This window comes from Actinacidiphila glaucinigra (assembly GCF_900188405.1).
Taxonomy (GTDB): Bacteria; Actinomycetota; Actinomycetes; order Streptomycetales; family Streptomycetaceae; genus Actinacidiphila; species Actinacidiphila glaucinigra.
Genome location: NZ_FZOF01000021.1, coordinates 141,651 through 162,218, shown reverse-complemented (window position 1 = coordinate 162,218; position 20,568 = coordinate 141,651). Strand labels below are relative to the sequence as shown.

The window sequence follows — 20,568 nt, the reverse complement described above, 5'->3', positions numbered from 1 at the left end:
ACTGAGGGGTGACTGAGGTGGACTTGCCTGATGACATAACTCCAGCGCCGACGACCCAGGAACTGCCGATAGCCGGCTACAAGCACCTGCCTCGGATCGAGGTGGAAGGACACGTCGGCGAGCTGGGCAAGGAGGAAGCAACAGCGGTACTGCGGTACGAGCGCGGGCACCGGGACCGGACTCCGATCATCCAGCTGCTCACCTCCCGGTTGAGGCAGCTGCGCTCCGGCGAGGGTCAGTCCAGCTGATGTTTCCATGGCGGGTGTTGCCGCCAAGGTATGCGCATCGCTCAGGTGTGGCCCGGTCTCGACGGGTTAACCGTGTCTCATGGACAACACACCGTTGCGAGCTCTGGCTTTGGTCTGCACCCTCAATCGTTCTCCGGCCCGCTCCAGCTCACAACTGCTCGCCGAGCAGACGCTTCAGGCGCTGCGTGAGCAAGGCGTGACCGGCGAGTCGGTACGCGTGGTCGACCACGACGTGCGCCCCGGGGTGTCGGTGAACATGGGTGACGGGGACGCATGGCCAGCCATCCGGGAAAAGATCCTCGCTGCCGACATCCTGGTGCTGTCCACCCCGATATGGCTGGGCCACCCGTGCAGCGTCACGCAGCGCGTGCTGGAACGCCTGGACGGTGAACTCTCGGAGTCCGACGACCAGGGCCGCCCACTGACGTACGGCAAGGTCGCAGCGGTGTGTGTCGTCGGCAATGAGGACGGCGCACACAAGGTCAGTGCAGACTTGTTCCAGGCCCTCAACGACGTCGGATTCTCCCTGGCCGCCGGGGCCGTCACCTACTGGGTCGGTGAGGCGATGCAGGGAACCGATTACCAGGACTTGGACAATACGCCCGAAGCCGTGGCCACGACCACCAAAACCCTGGCTTCCAATGCCGCCCATCTGGCCCGCAACCTGCGTGCCGCCCCGTTCCCCGCGGCTTAACAAACAGCCAGCGTTCTACTGCTTCGGAAGAAGCCGACCCGCGTGGCGAGCATGGCGCAACCGGCATGCCCTAGGTCGACGAGCGCAATCCTCGCACGGGGCGAAGTGCCTGCTCCACTGATCAAGCCCATTGGGGGGCGACCCCACTCTGATGGCAGCGCGCGCTGCGCACGAAGAGACGCGCTGTGAGGAAATCGGAGGGGGCCGGCATCGTGACGCACATGCACGCTGAACCTGGCGGGCCGATGGTCTCCCGCAGATCTGTCGTGAGGCATCAAGGAAGGGCCAACCTGCGCGCCCTTGGTCTGATCATCAACGTGCTGGAAGGAACCCCATGGCCATCTACGGATACTTCCTGTCCTCGGAAGAGTTCGCCCCCGCCGAATTGATCGATCAGGCGCGCATGGCCGAGCAGGCAGGGTTCGAGGCACTGGCCATCTCCGACCACTTCCACCCATGGAACGACGAGCAGGGCGAAAGCCCGTTTGTCTGGTCCATGATCGGAGCATTGTCCCAGGTGACATCGCTGCCGATCACCACCTTGGTCACCTGCCCCACGGTCCGTGTGCACCCGGCGATCAACGCCCAGGCTGCCGCAACAGCGGCCGTGCTTACCAACGGCCGATTCCGCTTTGGGCTGGGAAGCGGTGAGGCACTCAACGAGCACATCCTGGGAGATGCCTGGCCTGAGGCCGCGGAGCGCCTGCAGATGCTGGAAGAGGCCGTTCAAGTCATCAGGAAGCTCTTCACCGGTGAGCGGGTCACTCATCACGGCACCCACTACACCGTTCAGAACGCCCGGCTCTACACCGTTCCCACGGAACCAGCACCGCTGTACATTTCGGGCTTCGGGCCCGAGGCGGCGGCGCTGGCCGGCCGTATCGGGGACGGCTTCGTCACCATGAAACCCGACACGCCGCTGGTGGAGCAGTTTCGGCGGGCTGGGGGCGGCAGCAAGCCGGTCATCGGCGGACTGAAGGTTTGCTGGGACACCGATCGGGCGCGCGCGGTGAAAACCGTGCATCGGCTGTGGCCTAACGAGCAGTTGCCGGGCGAGCTCGCCCAGATCCTCCCCACCCCAGAGCACTTCGAACAGGCCGCCACCCTCATTACTGAGGAAATGATCGCCGACGCCATCGTCTGCGGCAACGACGCCGACGACCACGTCGAAGCCGTCAGCGCTTACTCCCAGGCCGGATTCGACGAGGTCTACGTGAACCAGATCGGCCCTGACCAGGAGCAGTTTTTCGACTTCTACCGTGCAGAGGTCCTCCCCCGACTGCGCGCTTGAGCGTACCCACAGGAACACGATCTGCCAGTGCGGGCAGGGAGTCAGATGTCGGCTCCGGCCCGAGTGGAACGGCCGGAGGCCTGAGGGCCATGCCAGTCCAAGCACACGACGCAGGCGTCGTCCGCCAACTGGCCTTCGGAAGCCTCCGTTACCGCAGAGGTGCACGCGCGTACGACTTCACGTGGGTGCTCCTTGGTGGTGTCGCGGAGGAGGGCCCGCAGATCCACAGACTGCGCTGCGTGTTCTTGCATGCCGTCGGTGTAGAGGAGGAGCCGGTCGCCAGGCTGCAGGTCGAAGTCCTGTACTCGAAAGGGCATCGGTGACGGCACGCCGAAGGGCAGGTCGACTTTCAGGCGGACTTCGTCCACCGTGCCGCTACGCAAGATCAACGGCCAGGGGTGGCCGGCATTGACCAGTTGGAAGCTGGTTCCGTCCAGGGCTACGCGGATCAGTTGGCCGGTGGCGAGGGTGCCTGGGGCGTGGTCGAGGACCGCCTGGTGCGTACGCCGGGCTTGTTCTGCGAGATCGCAGCCGGCGCGCCGGGCCCCGCGTGAGGCATTCACCAGGAGAGTGGCCAGCAGGGCGGAGCGAACATTGTGGCCCATGGCATCAGTGATCGACAGGTGGAGGGTCTCTCGGTCGAGGGAGTAGTCGTAGGTGTCACCGGCGATGGCGTTCGCGGGCACCAGTGCTGCAGCGAGGACGAATTGGGCAGCCTCGCAACTGGGGGCTGTGGGCAGTAGTTGACGCTGAATCTCGGCGGCCAGACTCACTTGAGTGGTGCGCTGTCCCCACTGGTAGAGGTCCGTGAAGCGGCGGTCGGTCACGATGATGTACGCGAGTGCGTGCGCCGTCTCCTGAACCTGGGCCAGCTTTTCCTCGGTGACGAGTGGCAAAGTCAGTTCCAGCACCCCTATGCAGTCGCCCCGATTGGTCACCGGCGCGAGCACTCGGTGCCCCTGCACACCATCGGGCTCGTGCACCAGCCGCTGGGTGCGCAGCGCCTCGTCGTGGAGACTCCCGACCAGCGGAAGTTCTTCGATGTCCCGGCTCACGTGCGAGGCGGCGTGCTCGCTGACCCGCACCAGCTGCTGGCGGGCGACGTCCACGAAGAGGAAGGCCACATACCGTGCGCCGAACCGGTCCCGCAGGTGACGGGCGACGACGTCGATCGACTCCACCGGTGCGGCGTTCTCCGCCGCGTTGAGCACCTCCGCCAGCTGTAGCGAATCAGGCGTCATGAGGGGCTCCCTCTGTCGGTGCCGCCGGAGCGGCGTAATCGAGAGCGGCTCGGTAGGCGCTGGACACCGTCCGCTGCGCCACCGTTCCGTGCTCAAGCACGGCGAGATCAGGCACCCTGCGGCCTCGTCTTTCTGGGGCTTGATTCGGCTAATGCACTTGCCATAGGGCACGGACCCCAGCTCAGGTTCTACTGTCTCGCCGCGTCGCAAAAGGGGCAATCGATGCTGCGGCACCTCGCGGGTTCTCGATAGGCGCCTGGCCTGTTCAGACCCCCGGCCTCCCTTCAGAGCTACCGTCGCGAGTGCCATGAGGAACGCAGTCACACTTGATGGGGCTCGTCCAGTGGGTTTGGGCGGCACACTCGGCACAGCTGCACGTTCGGCCGCACAGCATGAGCGGAAGCTTCTGCGCTGGTGAGATCTTCGCCGTTGTCGATCCAGCAGTCAGCACGGTGCAAGACTTCGCGGAGTGCCTGGCCGACCGGGGTGGGCAGGTGTTGCAGCCGCCAGCCTCGGGCTGGGCCGGAAACCCAAGGTTGATCCCCGGTCTCCACCTCGTAGAGCTGCTCCCCGGCCCGGCGTAGTTGTGCTGCCGTGTGGGCTTCGATCACTCGCAGCCAGGCGTGCCCAGCAGGCAGGTCCTGGTGGGGCGGCATGGGTGCCTCCTGCTGCTCGCGGATGCGGGCGAGGAGGCGGATCAGATGGCCCTCGATGACGCGGAGCTCGGCAGGATCGGTGGGCAGGTCCTCGTGCACGTCCCTGCTCAGATCAGGCGCTGTGACGGCGGTGGGCTAGGGGCGCCCAGGTGACGGTACCCGGTCCGAACCGGGCGTTCACCTGGTCGACGACTGGGTCCAAGCGGTGGCTTGCCTCGCGCTGGGGGTCGAGGCTCAGCTGGACCGAGGCTGCCTCGGCACTGCTCAGTTGTTCAGCGCGTACTGCGATGCCGCGGATCCTTGCCCGCTGAAGCCCCAGCCTCTGGAAAAGTTCCGCTGCGGCGGCTCGCAGATCATCGGTGTATGCAGTGGCTTCGCAAAGCGTCCGCGAGCGGGTCACGCTGCTGCCGCCAACAAAGGAGATCCCCAAAGTGAGCACGCCTGCGACCTGGCCGCGCTCGCGCAGCTGATGGGCCACGTCTACCGCGGCATGGAGAATCTCCCTGCCGATGAGATCGGGGTCGATGGAATCCCTGGCAAGGCTCCTATGGATGCCAATGCTCTGTGGCAGGTCGGTTGCGGTCACCGGCCTAGGGTCGATGCCGCGAGCCCGCTCGTGGATCAGCCGCGCCTGTATGCGGCCCTCGAGGACCCGCTGCAGGGTTTCCACGGGCACGCGCGCCACTTGGCCGATGGTGCGGAGCCCGTACCGGTCCAAGGTCGCAGCCTGCGCTTGGCCTACGCCGTACAAATCCTGCACCGGCAGAGGATCAAGGAAGGCACTGACCGCCCGGTAGTCGCCAGGTACAACACGGACACCGCTGCGGCCGGGATGAGCGGAAGCCATCGCGGCTACCGCCCAGTTCGGCCCGACTCCGACCTGCAAAGGCAGGCCGAAGCCCCCAAGAGCCCGCGTCCGAATCCATAGAGCCAGCTCGGACGGGGTGCGATCCCAGTACCGCACGGCGCCGGCAACGTCAGCGATAGCCGCAGTCGGCGGAAGCGGCTGCACCACCGGCGTTACGTCGCCGAGCAGCGACAGCAGGCCCCTATAGGTGACCTCCGGGACGCGGCGAATCATCAGCCGCGCGTGCAGTACGTGTGCACCGATCTCGACACGAAGGGCTTCGTCGTCCATCGTCACTGCCTCCTTAAGTCACTGTACACATGTTCGATTATGTCGCGCGGTCACACGCGAAACGATCATCACCTTGAGGGGCGCCCAGGTGGCAGCGCCCCGCGCAAAGTCCGGCACGCGGGCGCCAAGCTCCGGGCAGGCGAGCTAGTAGGCTCGCTGATGTGGGCGCTCTGCCTTCAGATCTGGAACGGCTGCGGGTGATCCGCCTTTACCTGCAGCTACAGATTGACGCTGTCGACGCCAAGATCCGCGAGACCGCTGAGCTGGCCGAGCCCGCGGCGTCTACGCGAGCAGAACGCAGGCACCCTTCTCCTGGCCGCTTCCGCCTCCAGCACGTACCGAAGGACGGGAGGCTCCGCGCCGTGATTCACCGGGGAGATTGCCCGGATGCCGCTGGTGGCTGGCTTGGCCCGCGCGAGGTCGAGATCGCGTTCCGCATGCCCGATGTCATGCCGTGCCCCCGCTGTCACGCGAGCCCGAACGACGGGTAGGGCGCGCCCGGAACAGCCACCCGGTGCGGTGTATGCGGGGAGTGATGCTCGGGCGCCGTGGCTGCAGGTTGGGTACATGGAGCGGGTTCATCTGGGTAATTCAGGGCAAGTCGGGCCAAAGGGGGAAGTTGGCTTTCCCATCCGAGGAGCCCACCATGATCATCCAGAAGATGCACGGCATGGGCATACGTAGCGAGCACGCGTACCTGGCTGGCATGGCGTCAATCGGCCTGTCCGTTGCCGCCTGGGCCACGAGCCTCACGGCAGAACCCGGTGTAGGCCTGGCTCGCGCCGACCGCTGGGGAATCTATGTCGGCGAGTGGGCCCCCACCTTCTTTGGCCTTGGCCTCGCCCTCAGCCAGTACGAGCAGGCGGACGGCTCGCTCCAGGAGAGCGACATCCACCACCTCAAGGACAAGGTCCAAGAGAAAGCCGCGGCCTGAGGCGCCCCTGCTCGCGCTGAGCGTTCAAGCTGCCCGCCCGGTTGTCCCAAGTCCACGCTGCGGCCGGGCGGGCTCCAGACGCGGCCCCGTCGAACGCTGACCCCGCCTGCCGCTACGCGGGCCGCTCATTCCTCGCATCTCGGTCGGCGCATAGGGGGTCGCGCCCAACCCCGGTCGCCGCCGCTCACTCCTTCGAGTGGCCACCGCCTAGCTACCGTCGCACCCGCGCAGGCCCACCGTTGACAAGCCATGAGCACAGTTGAAAGCGATCTGATCCCGCCGCCCGACGGCCACACCGTCGACGTCGTCCTCACCGGCCCCGTTGACCAGGTTGCCCGCGTCCGCGCTTGGATCCAGGCCCGAGCCACTGAGGGAAGCAGCATGCTCCTCGACCTGCCCGAGGGCGGCATCGTGCGCTACCGCATGCGGCTCACCGCCCCGACCGAGGAGTAAGGGCGACTTGTCGAGCCGCCTGGGCCGCCGCGGGAATCCGTAGAGAGCACCATTCAGTAGCCTCTCGGGATGCTGCTTTGCCACTTCAGTGGCCTGAGCTTTGGCCGCTGATCTTGGCAGACGCAGAGATCAAGACGACGTGGCCCACGGACTCGGAGGACCCGCCGGAGGTCCTGCGCACTGTGCATCTCACAGCTGACCCCGGCCCGGCCTCGCTGCCTGCTTCGTTCAGCGATCGGACGGTGCGGATCACGGTGGAGATCCCCGAACCGGAAGTGCAGCGGTGGCACGCTTGGGCTGGCACGAAGCTGCCCGCCCAGACCGCTCAAGTGCTCACCGCGACGCGCTTCGGCGGGCGCCCCGACGAATGGTTTGTCCTCGAGCGGGCGATCCCACAGGCGGAGTGGGTGTCAGTCATCGACATGCGCGTGCCGATGGCGCTGTGGCCGCCTGAGTGAGCGTCCTGCCTCTGGGCGGAATACACGCGATTTGCTGAGGCAAAGCGGCGGGTCGCCTTCGAAGGCGACCCGCCGCACGCCGCCTGTGGAAGTGCCGCCCCGTCACAACGCTCGCCAACGGTGACCTTGCGGCGGCAGTCCTCAGCGTACGAAGAAGGGCCCCGTGTCGCCGGCGGGGCCCTGGGCCGTGTCCGCAGAGGTGGCCACAGACAACGGCGCGAGCGTATGCCCGGTTGCGCTGCCTTCGGGCCGACGCGCCGAAGGGAACAACGCAGGGCCACTCCCAAAGCCCCTTCGTCGCGCCGGCCGCCGCTTATCGATGGCGGTAGGACGACCAGCCGACTCGCATTCTCCAGCGTGCTCGCCCGGCACACCGCGCATCAGGTGGCTGCGGCCCCGTCCTGGCCTCCGCCGCACATTCGGGCAGGGCCGCGCTCCTGCCCCGCTCCCGCCCCGCTCTCAGCTCCGCATCTGCCCGCACGAGTATCGAGAGGTCCCGAGCAGGAGCCAGAAGCGTCACCACATCGTGGGGCCGACCCCGCGCCACTCGACGACCTCGCCGCTGTACAAGTCACCTATCCGTAGCGGAAGCCCAGCACGGCGTACCAACGTGAGCAGATCGCGCGGAGCGTATGCGAGACCAAGGATCTTCCCGTCGCACCGCACGCGGCGTCCACCGCTTCCCGCCGGCGGGTGCACGATCACTCGGCAGCTCATGAGCCAAGCGTGACCCCAGCCATCGGCAGTCGCATGCTGGTAGCGCGGCCCCGTCCGCGCGGGAGACGTCACAGGGCGAAGCCGCCCGTCACCCGCCTGCAGCCACCCGCTTGCGGCCCTGCGCAGGCCCGCGGAGGCTAGGCGCAGCGCCCGAAGGGTTGTCCTCCATCCCCAGACGTCCTTCGGCCGAGGGCCAGGCTCCTGCCGTGCGAGAGGCGGAGCCTGGCCCACATGTTCAGCGCGCGGCGACGGGCTATTGCGGGATTCTGGAAGTGCGATCCTTCCGGACGTGCCTCCACTTGGCCGCAGGACCGCCACAGAAGAATAGGCTCTCACCTGCGCAGGCTGTGCCGTGAGGGCGTCGCAGACTGCGCCGATCCGGTGCACCATGGAACTGCGACCTCGCCGCTGTCCTTCCTTTGACTCAAGGCGGGCGCCCGCAAATGTCCGCCCGACTGGTCGTGTGAACCATCCACGAGGCCCGGGCCCCAGCCGGGCGGGCTCGCACAGCGGCGTATCCTCGCCGTTACTGCCTGGAGCCTCGGCGCTCACAGCGTCTGGCGGAGTCGGACACGGCAAGAGTGTGGCGCGAGTGTTTCGGCGACTCCTGAGAGGTAAGGCGACAAGGCGGAGCTGCCGCAGCCTGTTCCTGCTCGGGCGGCGGCTTCCCGAAGGGCCTTCGCCCCTCGGCGATCGGCGCCCTGTAGATCGGGGCCCTCTTGTCGGGCCCCGATCGGCAAGGAGGACGCGACGGAAGACCCGTGTTTCCTCCCGCCACCTGACCGCGACGCCGTTACGGGGTTTTCAGCGGTCACACCGAGCAGGCTGCCGCGCCGGTGACTTGCTCAGACCCGTGCTCCCGACGGGAGCGAGCATGCTCGATCTGCCTGGAGGCATGCGGCACTGCCGTAGGCGGATCTCTGCTCCGCCAGAGCTGCAGAGAATTCCCGGCCCCGAAGGTTTCGGTGTAGCCGGCGAGGTAAGGCGCTCTGCGGAACCGCCCGTCTCGCCCCCGACCGGGCGGTTCCCCGAGAGGCTCCCCCCTCTCGGCGGTCACGCCCTTGCAGGCCGGGATCTGTTCCACGCAGGTCCCGGCTGGCGAGGAGGTCACATGGACGAGATGACGCGTATGCATCGTCCCGGCGAGAAAGTTCCCGCGAGCGGCATCTATGAATGCACCTGTGGCCAGGGCCACCGCTTCACCAGTACGGACGTGCTAGGCCACACCTTCCCGCCGGTTCCCCACGAGTGCTCCGGAGTCGGCTGGAATCTCCTGACCCCCGCCCACGCGGAGCGCAGTCCCTAGCCCCCAGCAGCCCGCCTGGTTCGTGGTGAGTGCCAGGCGGGCGTGTACGCGGCCCCACCGGCGCCACGGCGGGGCCGTTCACGCTCAGGAGCCAGCGGCTGGCTACTCGCCGGCGTAATCGTCGCCGTACGCCGCCTTCCGGATGGCCCTTCCCAGCTCGAACGAGCCATGCTTCGCTTCGAGGCCGGACTCCTCGATCGCGGCCCGGAACTCGGCCGCGACCTCCTGCCATTTGGCCTGCAGCGCGACGCTCTCGGCTCGCTGCTGCTCCGACCACTCAAGGACTGCGGTCTTCGTCGCCCGGTGGTGAGCATCGAGTGCCCTCCGGGCTGTGTCGTACTGCCGCCGCAGCTCAGCGAGTGATTCTGGAACATCCATGGCGCGGATGCTAACCCCGGGCACTGACAGTGGGCGGGTTACGGCCGGGTGGTGTGGCGCGCAAACGACCGCCGGGGGCGCCCGCCTCTTTGAGGAGCGGCCCCGCCGTCTGTGTGCGGCAGGTTCGACGGGACCGCGTCCTTGGGCCCGCCCGGCCGCAGCTCTGCCCCGCACGGCCAGACGGGCGCTTGGAGCGGCCCCGCCTGACCAGAGCCAAGGGAAGGCAGGCGGGGCCGCGTCCGTGAGCGGCCCCGCCGGGGCTCGGGCGGTGAGGTCGACGGGACCGCGTTCCTGGGCGGCCCCGCCCGTGAGGGTTGAAACTCGTTCCGCTTGGACGAGGCCGCTCTTCCACCCTGCGCCTCAACCGCCCCAGGGGCATCCTGGCCGGATGGAACACCGCATAGTTGTGATGCCGCCGGGGGACACCGGGGGCCGGGTGGTCCGCGTCGACAACGAACTCCTCGGCACCGCGTACCGAATGGCCGACCTGCTGGAATTCCTGCGCCGCGCCGGCCTCGCCCCCGATTCCGTCAGCGTTCTCGACCCCGACCTTTTCGACTGGCGTGGCGGTGGGCCTGAGGTGTGGTGGTTGCACGGTGCGTGGAGCCACGACTCTGAGGAAGGACCACCGGCGACCGGGGAACCCGCACATGGTCGAGGTTGTACTGCACGGCCCAGACGGTGAGGTGCTGCTTCGTGAGGGGATCGAGTACGGGCCGCCGAGGTGCGCAGCACGCTGGTAGGTGCGCGCGGCGGCCACGCTGCGCGACGATGCGGAGCGGGAGTTTCAGCAGTTTGAGGGAAACGACAGCGGCTGGACCTTGGGGCGGTCCCTTAGCGGAGCAGACTTTGACGCCTGTGACGCCCTCTCGCGACGATGTAGACGAAGTCGAGCACGAGGACCACGATGCCGATGATCAAAAGATAGAACAGACCATGGGCAACCGCGCCGATCAACCCGAGGACGATCGCCGCGATGATAAGCAGCAGGAAAAGCACCATTTCCGAGCACCTCCTCGACGCAGTTCCGCGACGGGCGGGGTGCCACCGCCGGCCCCGCGACGGAGTGGACGATGACTCCAGTAGGGCGTCTTGCCCCGGGCAGGCCTGGGAAACCACTACGCCGCAGTAACTCACCGCTCGCCGAACCGCCCGCATCCAACGCTGCTGGCATGTGCGTGAACTGGACCGGCTACGTGTCTTTTGGTTGGTCGCGCTGCCTGTCCACTCCGCGACTAAGGAGCACGGCAGCGGGTTCCATCTGGTCCACGCGCGCGACCGCCCTGCACCGCGTGGGGCAGAGCGCGGCGGATGGCCTCGGCAAACGTCGCCGGAGCCGTCGCGGCGAACGATCTCGACGCCCGGGTGCTCGCGCAGCCACGCTTGCAGAGTGTCGGCTGTGCGGTCCGGTAGCACGTCGATCCGTTCATGGGTCTCGGCGTCGATCACTACGGTGGCGGTCAGTCGAGGTCGATCTTCCGGTACCGCTTCGGCTGTGAGGCCGTGAACGGGGGAGTGCTGAGCCTCGGCCACCGGCGTGCCGAGCAGGCGCTCCAGCCGGGCGGAACGAAGTATCGCGAGGCGTAGAGCTTGGCGTAAAGAACGGGAGCCGGTATACGACCTTCCCGCCGTTTACTGGGACGTCGAGGGCCTCGTAGAAGCCGAGCGCGGTCGGGTTATCGGTGTCGGCCGTCCACTCGAGCCGAGTGCAGCCGAGCTCTTGGGCCGCGGTGCGGACGGCGTCGAGGAGGGCGCGGCCGACGCCGCAACGGCGGGCCTGGTCACAGCTCCTTCATCCATGCACGCGTGTCGGCGCCGGCTGCGGGCCAGAGCAGGGAGAAGGAGGCCATGCCGAGGACGTCCTCGCCGTCGCGGGCGAGGAGCACGGTGGCCGCGGGCCGGTCCCCGAAGAGCGCGGAGCGGATCTGGTCGACGTTGCCGGGGCGTAGGCGCCGCCGTAGTAGACCTCAATCTCGCCGACGAGCCGGGAGATCTCCTTGGCATCCTTCTCCGTCGCCGGCGTCACCTGAACCATCGATCACTCCGCCCTCTCGCCGGGCGGGAGCGCCAGGATCTCGCACAACACCCGGACCCCGCTGGCCGCTTGTGCCTGTGGCACCGTAGCGGCCACGTCCTGGGCGCGGTAAATGATCAGGGCGGTGCGGTGCCCGGGCGGCAGGCGATGCACCGTCTGCCCATGGCGCTGCTGCAGCCGTCGGAGGCGACGACCTGCATCCTGTACCGCACCACCCCTTCGTCCGTCTCCTCGACCATGAACCCGATGTCGTCGACGGCACGCTCCACGGTGTAGTCCCGCACGTACTCCACCTGTCCGTCCTTGCCGCGCAGCGCCACGTCCGCGATGCCGGGGTGGGCAGGGGCATCAGGTCCTCGTTCGGGTGCTCGGTGTTTTCAGGGGCGCCGCTTATGGCCGCGCTGGTGCCCTACGCACGACAGGCGAAATCGCTAGGGTTGGCCTATGACCGCACTGCCCGACTGGATGCGCCCGCCGCGCGCGGAAGGCTGGTTCGCGGAGGATCTGGATCGCCTCCCCGAGGCACCGCGCCACACTGAGCTCATCGACGGAGCCCTTGTCTTTATGATGTCGCCGCAGAGGTGGTGGCACGGCCACCTCGTCACCATGCTCACTGTCGCTCTCATGGAGCAGGCACCCACGGACACCAGAGTGGGTCGTGAGATGACCATCAAGCTTGATCAGCGCAACCGGCCTGAGCCGGATCTGCTGGTGACGACAGCTGACTACGACGGCGACCGGACCTGGTTCGCACCGGAGGAAGTGCGACTCGTCATCGAGGTGGTCTCCCCCGAGTCTGCCCACCGGGATCGCACCGTGAAGCTTCGCAAGTACGCGGAGGCGGGCATCCCGCACTACTGGTGCATCGAGGACGAGGACGGAGCACCCGTTGTCCATGTCTACGAGCTTGACGAACCAACCCGCGCCTATGCGCCTGCTGGCATCTTCCGAAACTCGCTACAGCGACCGGTGCCCTTTGAGGTTCGCCTCGACCTGGACAAACTGACTCCGCCCCGCAGCAATTGACGCTGGGTTCCAGAGTGCGCGGCGGTGTCGATCCCGTACGTGATGGACGCGGTGACGGCGTGCCCGGCCTCGGCGGCCTCGAGGGTGGTCTTGGTCTCCTCGCGGCGGCCGAGCTGGGCCAGGGCCCGGGCGCCGAGCGGTGCGGCGAGGGCGGAGCCGACGCAGGGTAGGCCTCCCGCGTAGTGCTGGGCGCGCGCGGCGAGCTCGACCGCGCCATGGAGGTTGCCGGTGTAGTAGAGCTGGTATGTCTCTTGCGCGTACATCCACGCGAGGGTCGTACGGTCTTCGCTGGTGGCGGCCGCGGCCCGGCTGGTGGGCCACCAGTCTCGGGCGGCCGGATCGCCCAGTTTGAGGAGGGTGAGGGCCATCAGGCCGGACAGCTGAGCCAGGCACTGGATGAGGTGCCGTCGGGTGGGCTCGGGGTGCCGGTGGGCCAGGACCAGCCGGAGGTCGGCGACGTCGGCCATGAGTTCCGGCACGAGCTCGGGCCGGTAGCGGGTGGCGCGGCCGTGCCGGCCACCGTGTATGCCCACTCCTCGAGGCAGGCCGGTGGTGAGGGTGTCCGAAGGTCGTGCTGCAGGGCGGCGACCTGCTCGAGCGGCTGCAGACCCGGGCGCAGCGCAGAGAGCGCGATGAGCTGTCCGCGGGTGCTGAGCGCTTGGTCCAGCGCGGCGGCCATGGCCGGTGTGGGCCACCGGCGGCCGTTCTCCAGATCCGAGACGTCAGGCTGCCAACTGCGTGACGTCGCGCAGGGATCGCTCGCCGCGGAGCGGGCGTAAGGCCTGCCCGAAGGTCTCTGCTACGTCTTTCCCCTGTCCGCCGTGTCCGCAGTGCAGCGGACAGGAGCGGACGCGGGGTGTCTGGGCCCGGACCGCCTCTCTCAGCAACGCTACTCCCAAGGCCTGATCAATCACATGCGGTGACGGGGGATGCGGTGTTGATACGCGGGTCACCGAGAACACGGCCACCGCCGCCACGCGACCGGCGCACGGCCCCGAGCAGCCCAGACGCCCAGCGCTGATCTACGTCTGCATGACGCAGTACGGCGACGGTCCTCGTGCGGCTCGGTGAGGACCTGGACGCGGAGGTGCGCGAATGGGTGAGTGCAGCCCTTCGGTGGCTGCACGGAACGGACACCATCTGATCAGCGGGGGTGCATCAGGACGCCGGGGCAAGAAACTCTTCAGCGCGGCGTGCGGCGGAGTGTGGGGGTCTTGCCCGGGGGCCGGGTGTGAGAGCAGGTGTCTCCGGAAGGCTTGTGGCTGCCTTGCTGCCGTGATCACCCCCACCCTCGTATAGCGGTGTGCTATACAGTGGGGGTATGGCGAAGCAGATCAATATCCGGCTCGATGACGCCGTTCATGCCCGTCTGGTCGCGCGTGCCGAGGCCGAGGGCATCACGGTGACGGCTTTGATCACACAGGCCGCCGAGCGTGACCCCCGCCTGGATGACGGGGCCGCCACGGCGGCTGCGTTCTTGGCCAAGCATGCCGCAGAGTTCGCCGAGGCGTTCCCGGAGGAGGAACCGGACAGCGCCAACGGGCGGGCCGCCTGAGGTGGAGCTGCAGGTCGACATCCGCTGGCTGCTGGAACGCCAGGCGGAGGTCCTGCCGAAGGAGCCGTCGGTCCATGACTTCTCCGGCCTGGTCGCGGCGGTCGCCCGGCACCGGGTCAACGCTCCGAGGCTGGACTACACCGTGGACGCAGCCTGGCGTGCGGCAGCACTCTTCCACGAGATCGTCTCGGTGCGTCCGCTGCCGGCTCGCAACGCGATGTACGGGGCGCTGATCGCGGTGGCCTACATGGCGGCGTCCGGCGAAGCCGTCGATGCTCCCTACGGGGCACTCAGCGACCTTGCGCAACAGGTCCGTACCGGGCACGCGGACGTCTACGCGTGTGCGGACCAGATCCGCCGCTGGCGGCTGTGAACCGCCGGTGGCGGTACGCGGAATGCGCGGCAGCGGGGACGGGTTGCTGACCATCGCGTGGTCCGCTTCCCCGGCGCCGGGTCGTGTGCCTTCTGCCGTTGTGACTTCGGTGTCGTTGTCGGCTTCGGCCGGGGGTAACGGCATTCGTTGTGCGAGGCGTCAGCCGCGGCAGCCCCGTGACCGGGGCTGCCGCGGCTGACGCCTCGCAGCTCTGCCGGCCCGCCAGGTCGCGCCGATTGCGGTGACGTCATGTGTAGTTGACGTGCTTGTCCTTGGTCCAGCGAATGACGGCAGCAGGCCGTCAGGGCATGGCCGATCGGGCATGATCGCCAGACGAGGTCAGCACCCCGTCATCGGCTCCACGGCCAGTCCGGGCAACGGCTGACACGACACCGCCCAGCAGCCGGGCCGTGTAGGAGCGTGCAGCCGGCGGACCGGCCCAAGGCGGACCTGCAGAACACATCAGCGGACTGCCGGTGGGAATGCTCGGGGACAGTCTCGACCGCGCCGTGCAGGGCGCGTTCACCCGCCCCAGCTCGAAAACAGCCCCCGCCCAGATCCGCTACCTCGTCAAACAACTCAAGACCACCCGGGCCGTCGCCGAACGGCTCGGGATCTCGCAGCGGACCGTGGAGCGCTAGATCGAAACCGTCGACAAGGTAGCCAGGCAGCTGAAGACCCGAACCTATACTCGGCAGCACTTGCTCTATGGGGTCGTCACCGACCTAAGCCGCCAGCCCGATGACGAAGACGGCCGCGTTGGAGTAAGGACGTTGCTCCAGCGCCGCAGCAGGATCGTCTGGATGCACCTTCCACCGCCCGTCTATCGTGTCGCGGTGCGCTGCCATGACGAGGGCATTCCCGTACGGGTCCAAGGTGTGCTCACCAGTCCTCCGGGTGGACAAGCCTCCATGGAGGTCATTGACTTCGGCCCCGACCCGTCTCTGCCGCTGAGCGGGACCCCTGGGTAGGCACGCGCAGCGCCACGCACTGCTGAGGCACGTCAGCACCGCTTCTGTGTCACGCTGCGACAGTATCGATGGGGAGGTAGAGATGACTAAGAGGCTGATTCTGAACCTGCCCGCGTCTCTGGCAGGGGAACCCCTCTACCGCCCGCTGAACGTCTCCGAACACCCCGACACCTCGCTGTACTGGCGCCTCCCAAGCCAGGCTTCGCGACCGCACCGCACGATGGGTGGCGCAGCCGCACGCAACACGACATCGTTGCTCATGTCGTCTGAAGAGGGCTTCTACCGCGGTACGCAAGCAACCCTGAAGTCTGGGCGGCAAAGCTCGGGCCGGCTCTTCGCGCCTAGCGCGAAGAGTCGTTCATCTTCCAAGGCCGGTGGAGTAGATCGACGATCCGTTTGGGTGGCGCAGCGGACCCGGACGTCCAGTCCGGGTCCGCATGCAGTGGCCGTGACGCATAGCGTTAGGGATGCCTGGATGTCTGTTGATCAGTGCATCACGGCGGGGGCGGTGGCCGCGTCCTCGTCGCGATCGGTGCCAGCGGCGACCGTCGCGGAGCCGGGGCGTCCGACGTTGACGGAAGCGAGGGCGATGAGGGCGGCAAGGGCCTCGATGCCGACCGCCCACCAGGTCGCGTGAGCGTACCCGTGTACCAGTCCCTGCGCGTGGAGGAGCTTTGGATTGCCCGCGCCCGCCGTGTGTCCTGCCAGGTAGGCGGTGGTCGCCGACGCGGCCACGGTGTTGAGCAGCGCGGTGCCGATAGCGCCGCCTACTTGCTGCGAGGTGTTGACCATCGCCGAGGCGACGCCCGCGTCCTGTGTCTCGACGCCGTACGTGGCCAGTGACATGGCCGGCATGAAGGCGGCGCCCATGCCGATGCCCGCCAGCGCCAGGCCGGGCCCGGCCAGAGCCCAGTAGGAGGAATCGATGTCCAGCTGCGTCAGGAGCAGCAGGCCGATGCCTGCGACAGCGAAACCGGGCGCCATGATCATGCGGGCGGGCAGTCGTGTGGCCATCCGGGCGCCGAGCTGGGTGGAGCCGACGACGAAGCCGAGGACCATGGGCAGGAAGGCGAAGCCGGTCCTGATCGCGGAGTACCCTCGGACGACCTGCAGGTAGTAGGTCATGAAGAGGAATACGCCGAACATGCCGATGATGGCCAGGCCCAGCGACAGGTAGATGCCGCCGCGGGTGCGGTGCGCGATCACGCGCAGGGGCAGCAGCGGCGCCTTCACCTTGGACTCCACGAGCGCGAAGGCGACGAGCAGGACGCCGGATGCGGCGAACAGGCCGATCGTCGAGCTGTCGGACCAGCCGTGGGTCTCGGCGCGGGTGAAGCCGTACACCAGCGCGACCAGGCCGGCGGTGGAGAGCACGACACCGGGGATGTCCAGCGGGGAGCGGTTGCGGCTGCCGTGCGGTTCGCGCACCACGAAGTAGGCGCCGAGCGCCGCGATGACCGCGAAGGGGATGTTGACGAAGAACGTCCAGCGCCAGTTGAGGTACTCGGTCAGCACCCCGCCGAGCAGCAGCCCGACCGCGCCGCCGCCTCCGGCGATGGCGCCGTAGATACCGAAGGCCTTCGCGCGTTCCTTGGCGTCGGTGAAGAGCACCGCGAGCAGGGACAGGGCCGCCGGCGCGAGCAGTGCGCCGAACGCGCCTTGTGCCGCGCGGGCGCTGAGCAGCAGTGCTTGGCTGGTGGCGGCGCCGCCCAGCGCGGATGCCAGCGCGAAGCCGGACAGGCCGAGGACGAAGGTTCGCTTGCGGCCCCACAGGTCGGAGATGCGGCCGCCGAACAGGAGCAGGCCGCCGAACGCCAGTGCGTAGGCGGTGATGACCCACTGCTTGTTGGCCTCGGAGATGTCGAGGGTCTGTTGGGCGCTCGGCAGGGCGATGTTCACGATGGTTGCGTCGAGCACCACCATCAGCTGGGCGAGGGAGATGAAGACCAGGGCCTTCCAGCGCCCAGGGTCGGAGGTGAGGTGATCGGCTGTGCGAGGCATGGAGGGATCCACCTATATGTGGGAGGTGTACTGAGATATGTGAGTAGGGGATGTATTGGGGTGTTCATCCTTGGTGAGGGCGTGGTGATCGGGTCCGTGGTGACCGGCTACGAGCACTCGTCCGGTTGGGCACGGTCCGGGCTGGCGAGAGCCGGCGCGGTCTCGGCCCACTCGCGGGCGGGCAGGCGCAGGCCGTTGAGGAGCAGCTGCAGACGGCGGTGGACGTCGGCGAGATGGTGGTCGGTGCCGGGTAGAGGGCGCGCCAGCAGGGACATCGCAACCAGCACGTCCTGGAAGCCGATGTCGGCACGGATCCGGCCGTCCCGCCGGGCGATGTCCATCAGCCTGCAGGCAGCGGCCTCCACCCGCGCGTACTGCGCCGACAGTTCGGTCGGGAACTGCCCGCACTTGTCGAGCAGCAGTCCGCACAACGCTCCGAGCCGCTCGTCCACGGCGTCGTGCAGGAAACGCTCTAGCGCTGTGAGGGCGTCGGTGTTCTCCGCGGCGACGCGCTCCACCTGGTCGGCCAAGCGGCTCACGACGGACAGCAGTACGGCGTGCAGCAGGGATCGCCGTTCGCGGAAGTGCCGGTAGAGCGTGGCGTTTCCGACTCCGGCACGCCGTGCGATCTCGTCGAGCGGTGCTTTCGGTCCCCGCTCCACGAAGACCTGCCGGGCCGCCGCCAAGATCCGCTCTCGGTTGCGCACGGCATCCGCACGGGGCCGCGGACCACTGGGCTGGGTCGGCCCAGCCTTGTAGTCGCGGCCGGCGGTCGCGACGGCTTGCGGCTCTGACACGCGACGATTCATGGGGCCGCGTCCGGCGATGCGAGCAGCATCGCATTCGGCTGCCATCCGGCGGCGAATGCCTGCCGCACGGCGATGAAGTACCGCCGACCGGTAGATCCTGTGACGGCCAAGGTCCGTTCTGTGGGCTGCATGGGTCCTCCAGCGTCGGGTCGGACGCACCGGATCGGCGAGTTGTCAGACGAATAAGCGGAGCACCGCTCCGTCATGTGTCAGAATATACGGAGCACCGCTCCGATGGTCAAAAGGGCCGTACGCACGATTTCGTGAGGCCCTGCCGAAGCCAAGGTGCGGTGCCAGCAGGACGGGGACTCAGAGCACTCAGCAAGGAAGCAGGAGCAGGCCATGCCTAGAGCGGTGCAGTACAAGACGTATGGCGGGACGGAAGTCCTGCAGGTGGTGGAGGTGGGAACACCGGAACCGACCGAGGGAGAAGTCCTGGTCAAGGTAAAGGCCGCCGGCATCAACCCCGGTGAGTCCAAGACCCGGGCGGGGACGTTGGCGCAGCGCCCGCTCCCTTCGGGTCAGGGCATCGACCTGGCCGGCGTCGTGGTGCGGACCGGGCCCGGTGTGACGGGGTTCGCCGCCGGGGACGAGGTGATGGGCTTCACCTGGCAGCACGCCAGCCACGCCGACTACGTTGCCGTCGAGGCCGCCAACCTGATCGCCAAGCCCGCGAGGCTGTCGTGGGAGGTGGCAGGTTCGCTGTTCGTCGTCGGCACCTCGGCCTACGCGGCCGTACGCGCGGTCGCGCCACAGCCAGGCGAGACGGTGGTGGTCTCGGGCGCTGCCGGGGGCGTGGGCATGCTGGCGGTCCAACTGGCCCGGCGGGCAGGGGCCGACGTGATAGGCATCGCCGGTCCGGCGAACCACCGATGGCTCTCCGAGCACGACGTCACACCCATCGCCTACGGCGAAGGGGTCCGTGACCGCCTGCGCCAGGTCACGGACCGCGTGGACGCGTTCATCGACACCCACGGCGACGGCTATCTTGAACTCGCCGTCGCCCTCGGCGTGACTCCCACCCGTATCAACACCCTCGTCGACTACTCCGGAGCCGCCCGACTCGGCGCAAAGACTGAGGCGTGCAGAGCAGCCGCGACCTCCGGCATCCTCACGGACCTCGCCCAGTTGGCCGCCACCGGCGCACTGGACGTGCCGATCGCCGCAACCTATCCGCTTGACCAGGTCCGGGCGGCGTACGACGAACTCGCCGGCCCCCATCCCCGGGGCAAGATTGTCCTGCTCACCTAACGGTTGCCACAGGAACGCAGCCTCCGCGGAGTGGGGCCGCCGGGTGCCGCGACCGGCCGAGCAGGGTCCAGCATTGGACCCTGCACAGCCTTTCCTTGCCATCCCCCTGTTGTCACATCAAGCAGACTCGCACTCGGTCTGGCTCGATTTCCAGGTTGCCTGCCGCCCTCAGGGAGGGGCCGGCGGCTACGGGTTTGGAAAGAGGGGCGGAGTCGCATAGGTCGGCCGCCTCAAGCCACGGCGACTCGGTTGGGAGGAAGCTACGTGCACTGGTTCAGTCCGAGCGCGACACGTCTGAACACCCCCCCGTAAGCCGACCACGACGCCCGCCCTCGCGGCCGTCTCCAAGGCCTCCACGCAGGAACTCAGCTATCAATTTCGGCGCGTCGATACGTGGCCGTTGAGAGCAGCCTGGCGGCCAGGTCGGAGGCTTCCGACGCCTTCTCCGCCGCCCATGCGAGCCCCAGGGCAAGGGAGATCACCTCACCGAGTGACACGTCCGAGCGCACGCCGCCGCCCTTCTGTGCCTGCTCCAGGAGCAGCCCCCCGGCAGTTTTCATCCGGGTGCAGGACGCGTGCAGGCGGGATTCGTCGTCAGCGAGGGCGTCCCGGATGGACTCCGGCAGCCCTTGGTAGGTGGCCGCACCCGCAGCCATTTCCTGCAACCACGTCAGGAACGCCTCGCCGGGGTCCGACGAGGCGAGCAGGTGCTCGGCCCGCGCGTGCAGCGTGGCGAAGTTGGACTCGAGCAGAGCCTCGAGCAGCGCTTCACGGTTGGGGAAGTGGCGGTACAGCGTGCCGATGCCCACGCCAGCTCGCCGGGCGATGTCGCGCAGGGAAGTGTCTGTACCGTTCTCGACGATGGCTTCTCTCGCGACCGCCAGGAGCAGTTCACGGTTGCGGACCGCGTCCGCACGGTTTACCTGCGACAAGACCAACACCTCATTCGAGCCGGAGCAGCGGACCTGCCGACTTGACTACCGGAGCACCGCTCCGTATGTTCGGAACCCTTCAGACGATACCGGAGCGGCGC

General features: G+C 67.9%; 20 protein-coding genes and 3 pseudogenes. 11 read left to right on the top strand and 12 right to left on the bottom strand.

The genetic code is table 11. From position 1 onward, the window contains the following. Positions 1–17 precede the first annotated feature (17 nt). The 3 genes from CHF15_RS31250 to CHF15_RS31240 all read left to right on the top strand — a co-directional run bounded on the left by CHF15_RS31250 (position 18) and on the right by CHF15_RS31240 (position 2,233). Entirely contained in the window at positions 18–248 is a 231-nt protein-coding gene (locus CHF15_RS31250; RefSeq protein WP_143681684.1) for a hypothetical protein, read from the top strand. A gap of 79 nt (positions 249–327) precedes the next feature. After that, positions 328–942 (top strand): flavodoxin family protein, encoded by a 615-nt coding sequence (locus tag CHF15_RS31245; protein WP_089227249.1) that lies wholly within the window; start codon positions 328–330, stop codon positions 940–942. A 334-nt stretch (positions 943–1,276) separates the two neighbouring features. Further along, the gene (locus CHF15_RS31240; RefSeq protein WP_089227248.1) at positions 1,277–2,233 is read left to right on the top strand and encodes a TIGR03557 family F420-dependent LLM class oxidoreductase; all 957 of its coding nucleotides are present in this window, start codon (positions 1,277–1,279) and stop codon (positions 2,231–2,233) included. A 41-nt stretch (positions 2,234–2,274) separates the two neighbouring features. Here CHF15_RS31240 and CHF15_RS31235 read toward each other — a convergent pair whose 3' ends face one another. The 3 genes from CHF15_RS31235 to CHF15_RS31220 all read right to left on the bottom strand — a co-directional run bounded on the left by CHF15_RS31235 (position 2,275) and on the right by CHF15_RS31220 (position 5,268). Further along, a complete protein-coding gene (locus CHF15_RS31235) occupies positions 2,275–3,474 on the bottom strand; it encodes a PP2C family protein-serine/threonine phosphatase (protein WP_089227247.1) in 1,200 nt (399 codons plus the stop codon). A gap of 320 nt (positions 3,475–3,794) precedes the next feature. Continuing rightward, entirely contained in the window at positions 3,795–4,229 is a 435-nt protein-coding gene (locus tag CHF15_RS44530) for a DUF6233 domain-containing protein (RefSeq protein ID WP_143681683.1), read from the bottom strand. Between the two features lie 13 nt (positions 4,230–4,242). Next, positions 4,243–5,268: a DNA polymerase Y family protein gene (locus CHF15_RS31220; RefSeq protein ID WP_143681682.1), complete on the bottom strand. Its 1,026-nt coding sequence runs from the start codon at positions 5,266–5,268 to the stop codon at positions 4,243–4,245. A gap of 646 nt (positions 5,269–5,914) precedes the next feature. Here CHF15_RS31220 and CHF15_RS31210 point away from each other — a divergent pair. From CHF15_RS31210 to CHF15_RS31200, 3 genes are all read left to right on the top strand, one after another. After that, positions 5,915–6,202: a hypothetical protein gene (locus CHF15_RS31210; protein ID WP_089227272.1), complete on the top strand. Its 288-nt coding sequence runs from the start codon at positions 5,915–5,917 to the stop codon at positions 6,200–6,202. 249 nt (positions 6,203–6,451) lie between these two features. Further along, positions 6,452–6,655 (top strand): hypothetical protein, encoded by a 204-nt coding sequence (locus CHF15_RS31205; protein ID WP_089227242.1) that lies wholly within the window; start codon positions 6,452–6,454, stop codon positions 6,653–6,655. Positions 6,656–6,768: 113 nt separating this feature from the next. Beyond that, positions 6,769–7,113 carry a hypothetical protein gene (locus tag CHF15_RS31200; RefSeq protein WP_245939130.1) on the top strand — a complete coding sequence of 115 codons (345 nt, stop codon included), beginning with the start codon at positions 6,769–6,771 and terminating at the stop codon, positions 7,111–7,113. Positions 7,114–9,238: 2,125 nt separating this feature from the next. On the opposite strand, the gene CHF15_RS31185 is transcribed toward CHF15_RS31200, so the two are convergent. The 5 genes and pseudogenes from CHF15_RS31185 to CHF15_RS31170 form a co-directional block, all read right to left on the bottom strand. Then, positions 9,239–9,514 (bottom strand): hypothetical protein, encoded by a 276-nt coding sequence (locus CHF15_RS31185; RefSeq protein WP_089227239.1) that lies wholly within the window; start codon positions 9,512–9,514, stop codon positions 9,239–9,241. An 834-nt stretch (positions 9,515–10,348) separates the two neighbouring features. Further along, entirely contained in the window at positions 10,349–10,516 is a 168-nt protein-coding gene (locus CHF15_RS45145; protein WP_179280050.1) for a hypothetical protein, read from the bottom strand. Positions 10,517–10,797: 281 nt separating this feature from the next. Continuing rightward, positions 10,798–10,978 (bottom strand): annotated as a pseudogene (locus CHF15_RS46760) (transposase); the annotation flags it as partial. Continuing rightward, positions 10,941–11,279: pseudogene (locus CHF15_RS45970) on the bottom strand (GNAT family N-acetyltransferase); the annotation flags it as partial. The pseudogenes CHF15_RS45970 and CHF15_RS46760, both read right to left, overlap by 38 nt. 386 nt (positions 11,280–11,665) lie before the next feature. Next, complete coding sequence (locus CHF15_RS31170) at positions 11,666–11,869, bottom strand: hypothetical protein (protein WP_089227238.1); 204 nt, start codon at positions 11,867–11,869, stop codon at positions 11,666–11,668. A gap of 124 nt (positions 11,870–11,993) precedes the next feature. On the opposite strand from CHF15_RS31170, the gene CHF15_RS31165 reads away from it, so the two are divergent. Then, positions 11,994–12,575 carry a Uma2 family endonuclease gene (locus CHF15_RS31165; protein ID WP_089227237.1) on the top strand — a complete coding sequence of 194 codons (582 nt, stop codon included), beginning with the start codon at positions 11,994–11,996 and terminating at the stop codon, positions 12,573–12,575. Here the strand turns inward: CHF15_RS31165 and CHF15_RS31160 are convergent. Continuing rightward, positions 12,476–13,108 (bottom strand): LOG family protein, encoded by a 633-nt coding sequence (locus CHF15_RS31160; protein WP_143681681.1) that lies wholly within the window; start codon positions 13,106–13,108, stop codon positions 12,476–12,478. The genes CHF15_RS31165 and CHF15_RS31160 overlap by 100 nt on opposite strands. A 788-nt stretch (positions 13,109–13,896) precedes the next feature. Between CHF15_RS31160 and CHF15_RS31155 the strand changes: the two genes are divergently transcribed. From CHF15_RS31155 to CHF15_RS31145, 3 genes and pseudogenes are all read left to right on the top strand, one after another. Next, positions 13,897–14,130 (top strand): toxin-antitoxin system HicB family antitoxin, encoded by a 234-nt coding sequence (locus CHF15_RS31155; RefSeq protein WP_089227235.1) that lies wholly within the window; start codon positions 13,897–13,899, stop codon positions 14,128–14,130. Between the two features lies 1 nt (position 14,131). Then, positions 14,132–14,503 (top strand): toxin Doc, encoded by a 372-nt coding sequence (locus CHF15_RS31150; protein ID WP_089227234.1) that lies wholly within the window; start codon positions 14,132–14,134, stop codon positions 14,501–14,503. 482 nt (positions 14,504–14,985) lie between these two features. Beyond that, positions 14,986–15,141: pseudogene (locus CHF15_RS31145) on the top strand (telomere-protecting terminal protein Tpg); the annotation flags it as partial. A gap of 819 nt (positions 15,142–15,960) precedes the next feature. Here CHF15_RS31145 and CHF15_RS31135 read toward each other — a convergent pair. Continuing rightward, positions 15,961–17,475 carry an MFS transporter gene (locus tag CHF15_RS31135; protein ID WP_089227233.1) on the bottom strand — a complete coding sequence of 505 codons (1,515 nt, stop codon included), beginning with the start codon at positions 17,473–17,475 and terminating at the stop codon, positions 15,961–15,963. Positions 17,476–17,582: 107 nt separating this feature from the next. Next, positions 17,583–18,182 carry a TetR/AcrR family transcriptional regulator gene (locus CHF15_RS31130; RefSeq protein ID WP_245939129.1) on the bottom strand — a complete coding sequence of 200 codons (600 nt, stop codon included), beginning with the start codon at positions 18,180–18,182 and terminating at the stop codon, positions 17,583–17,585. Positions 18,183–18,626: 444 nt separating this feature from the next. On the opposite strand from CHF15_RS31130, the gene CHF15_RS31125 reads away from it, so the two are divergent. Then, positions 18,627–19,535: an NADP-dependent oxidoreductase gene (locus tag CHF15_RS31125; protein WP_089227231.1), complete on the top strand. Its 909-nt coding sequence runs from the start codon at positions 18,627–18,629 to the stop codon at positions 19,533–19,535. A gap of 365 nt (positions 19,536–19,900) precedes the next feature. Here CHF15_RS31125 and CHF15_RS31120 read toward each other — a convergent pair whose 3' ends face one another. After that, the gene (locus tag CHF15_RS31120) at positions 19,901–20,467 is read right to left on the bottom strand and encodes a TetR/AcrR family transcriptional regulator (RefSeq protein WP_220093342.1); all 567 of its coding nucleotides are present in this window, start codon (positions 20,465–20,467) and stop codon (positions 19,901–19,903) included. Between the last annotated feature and the right edge of the window lie 101 nt (positions 20,468–20,568).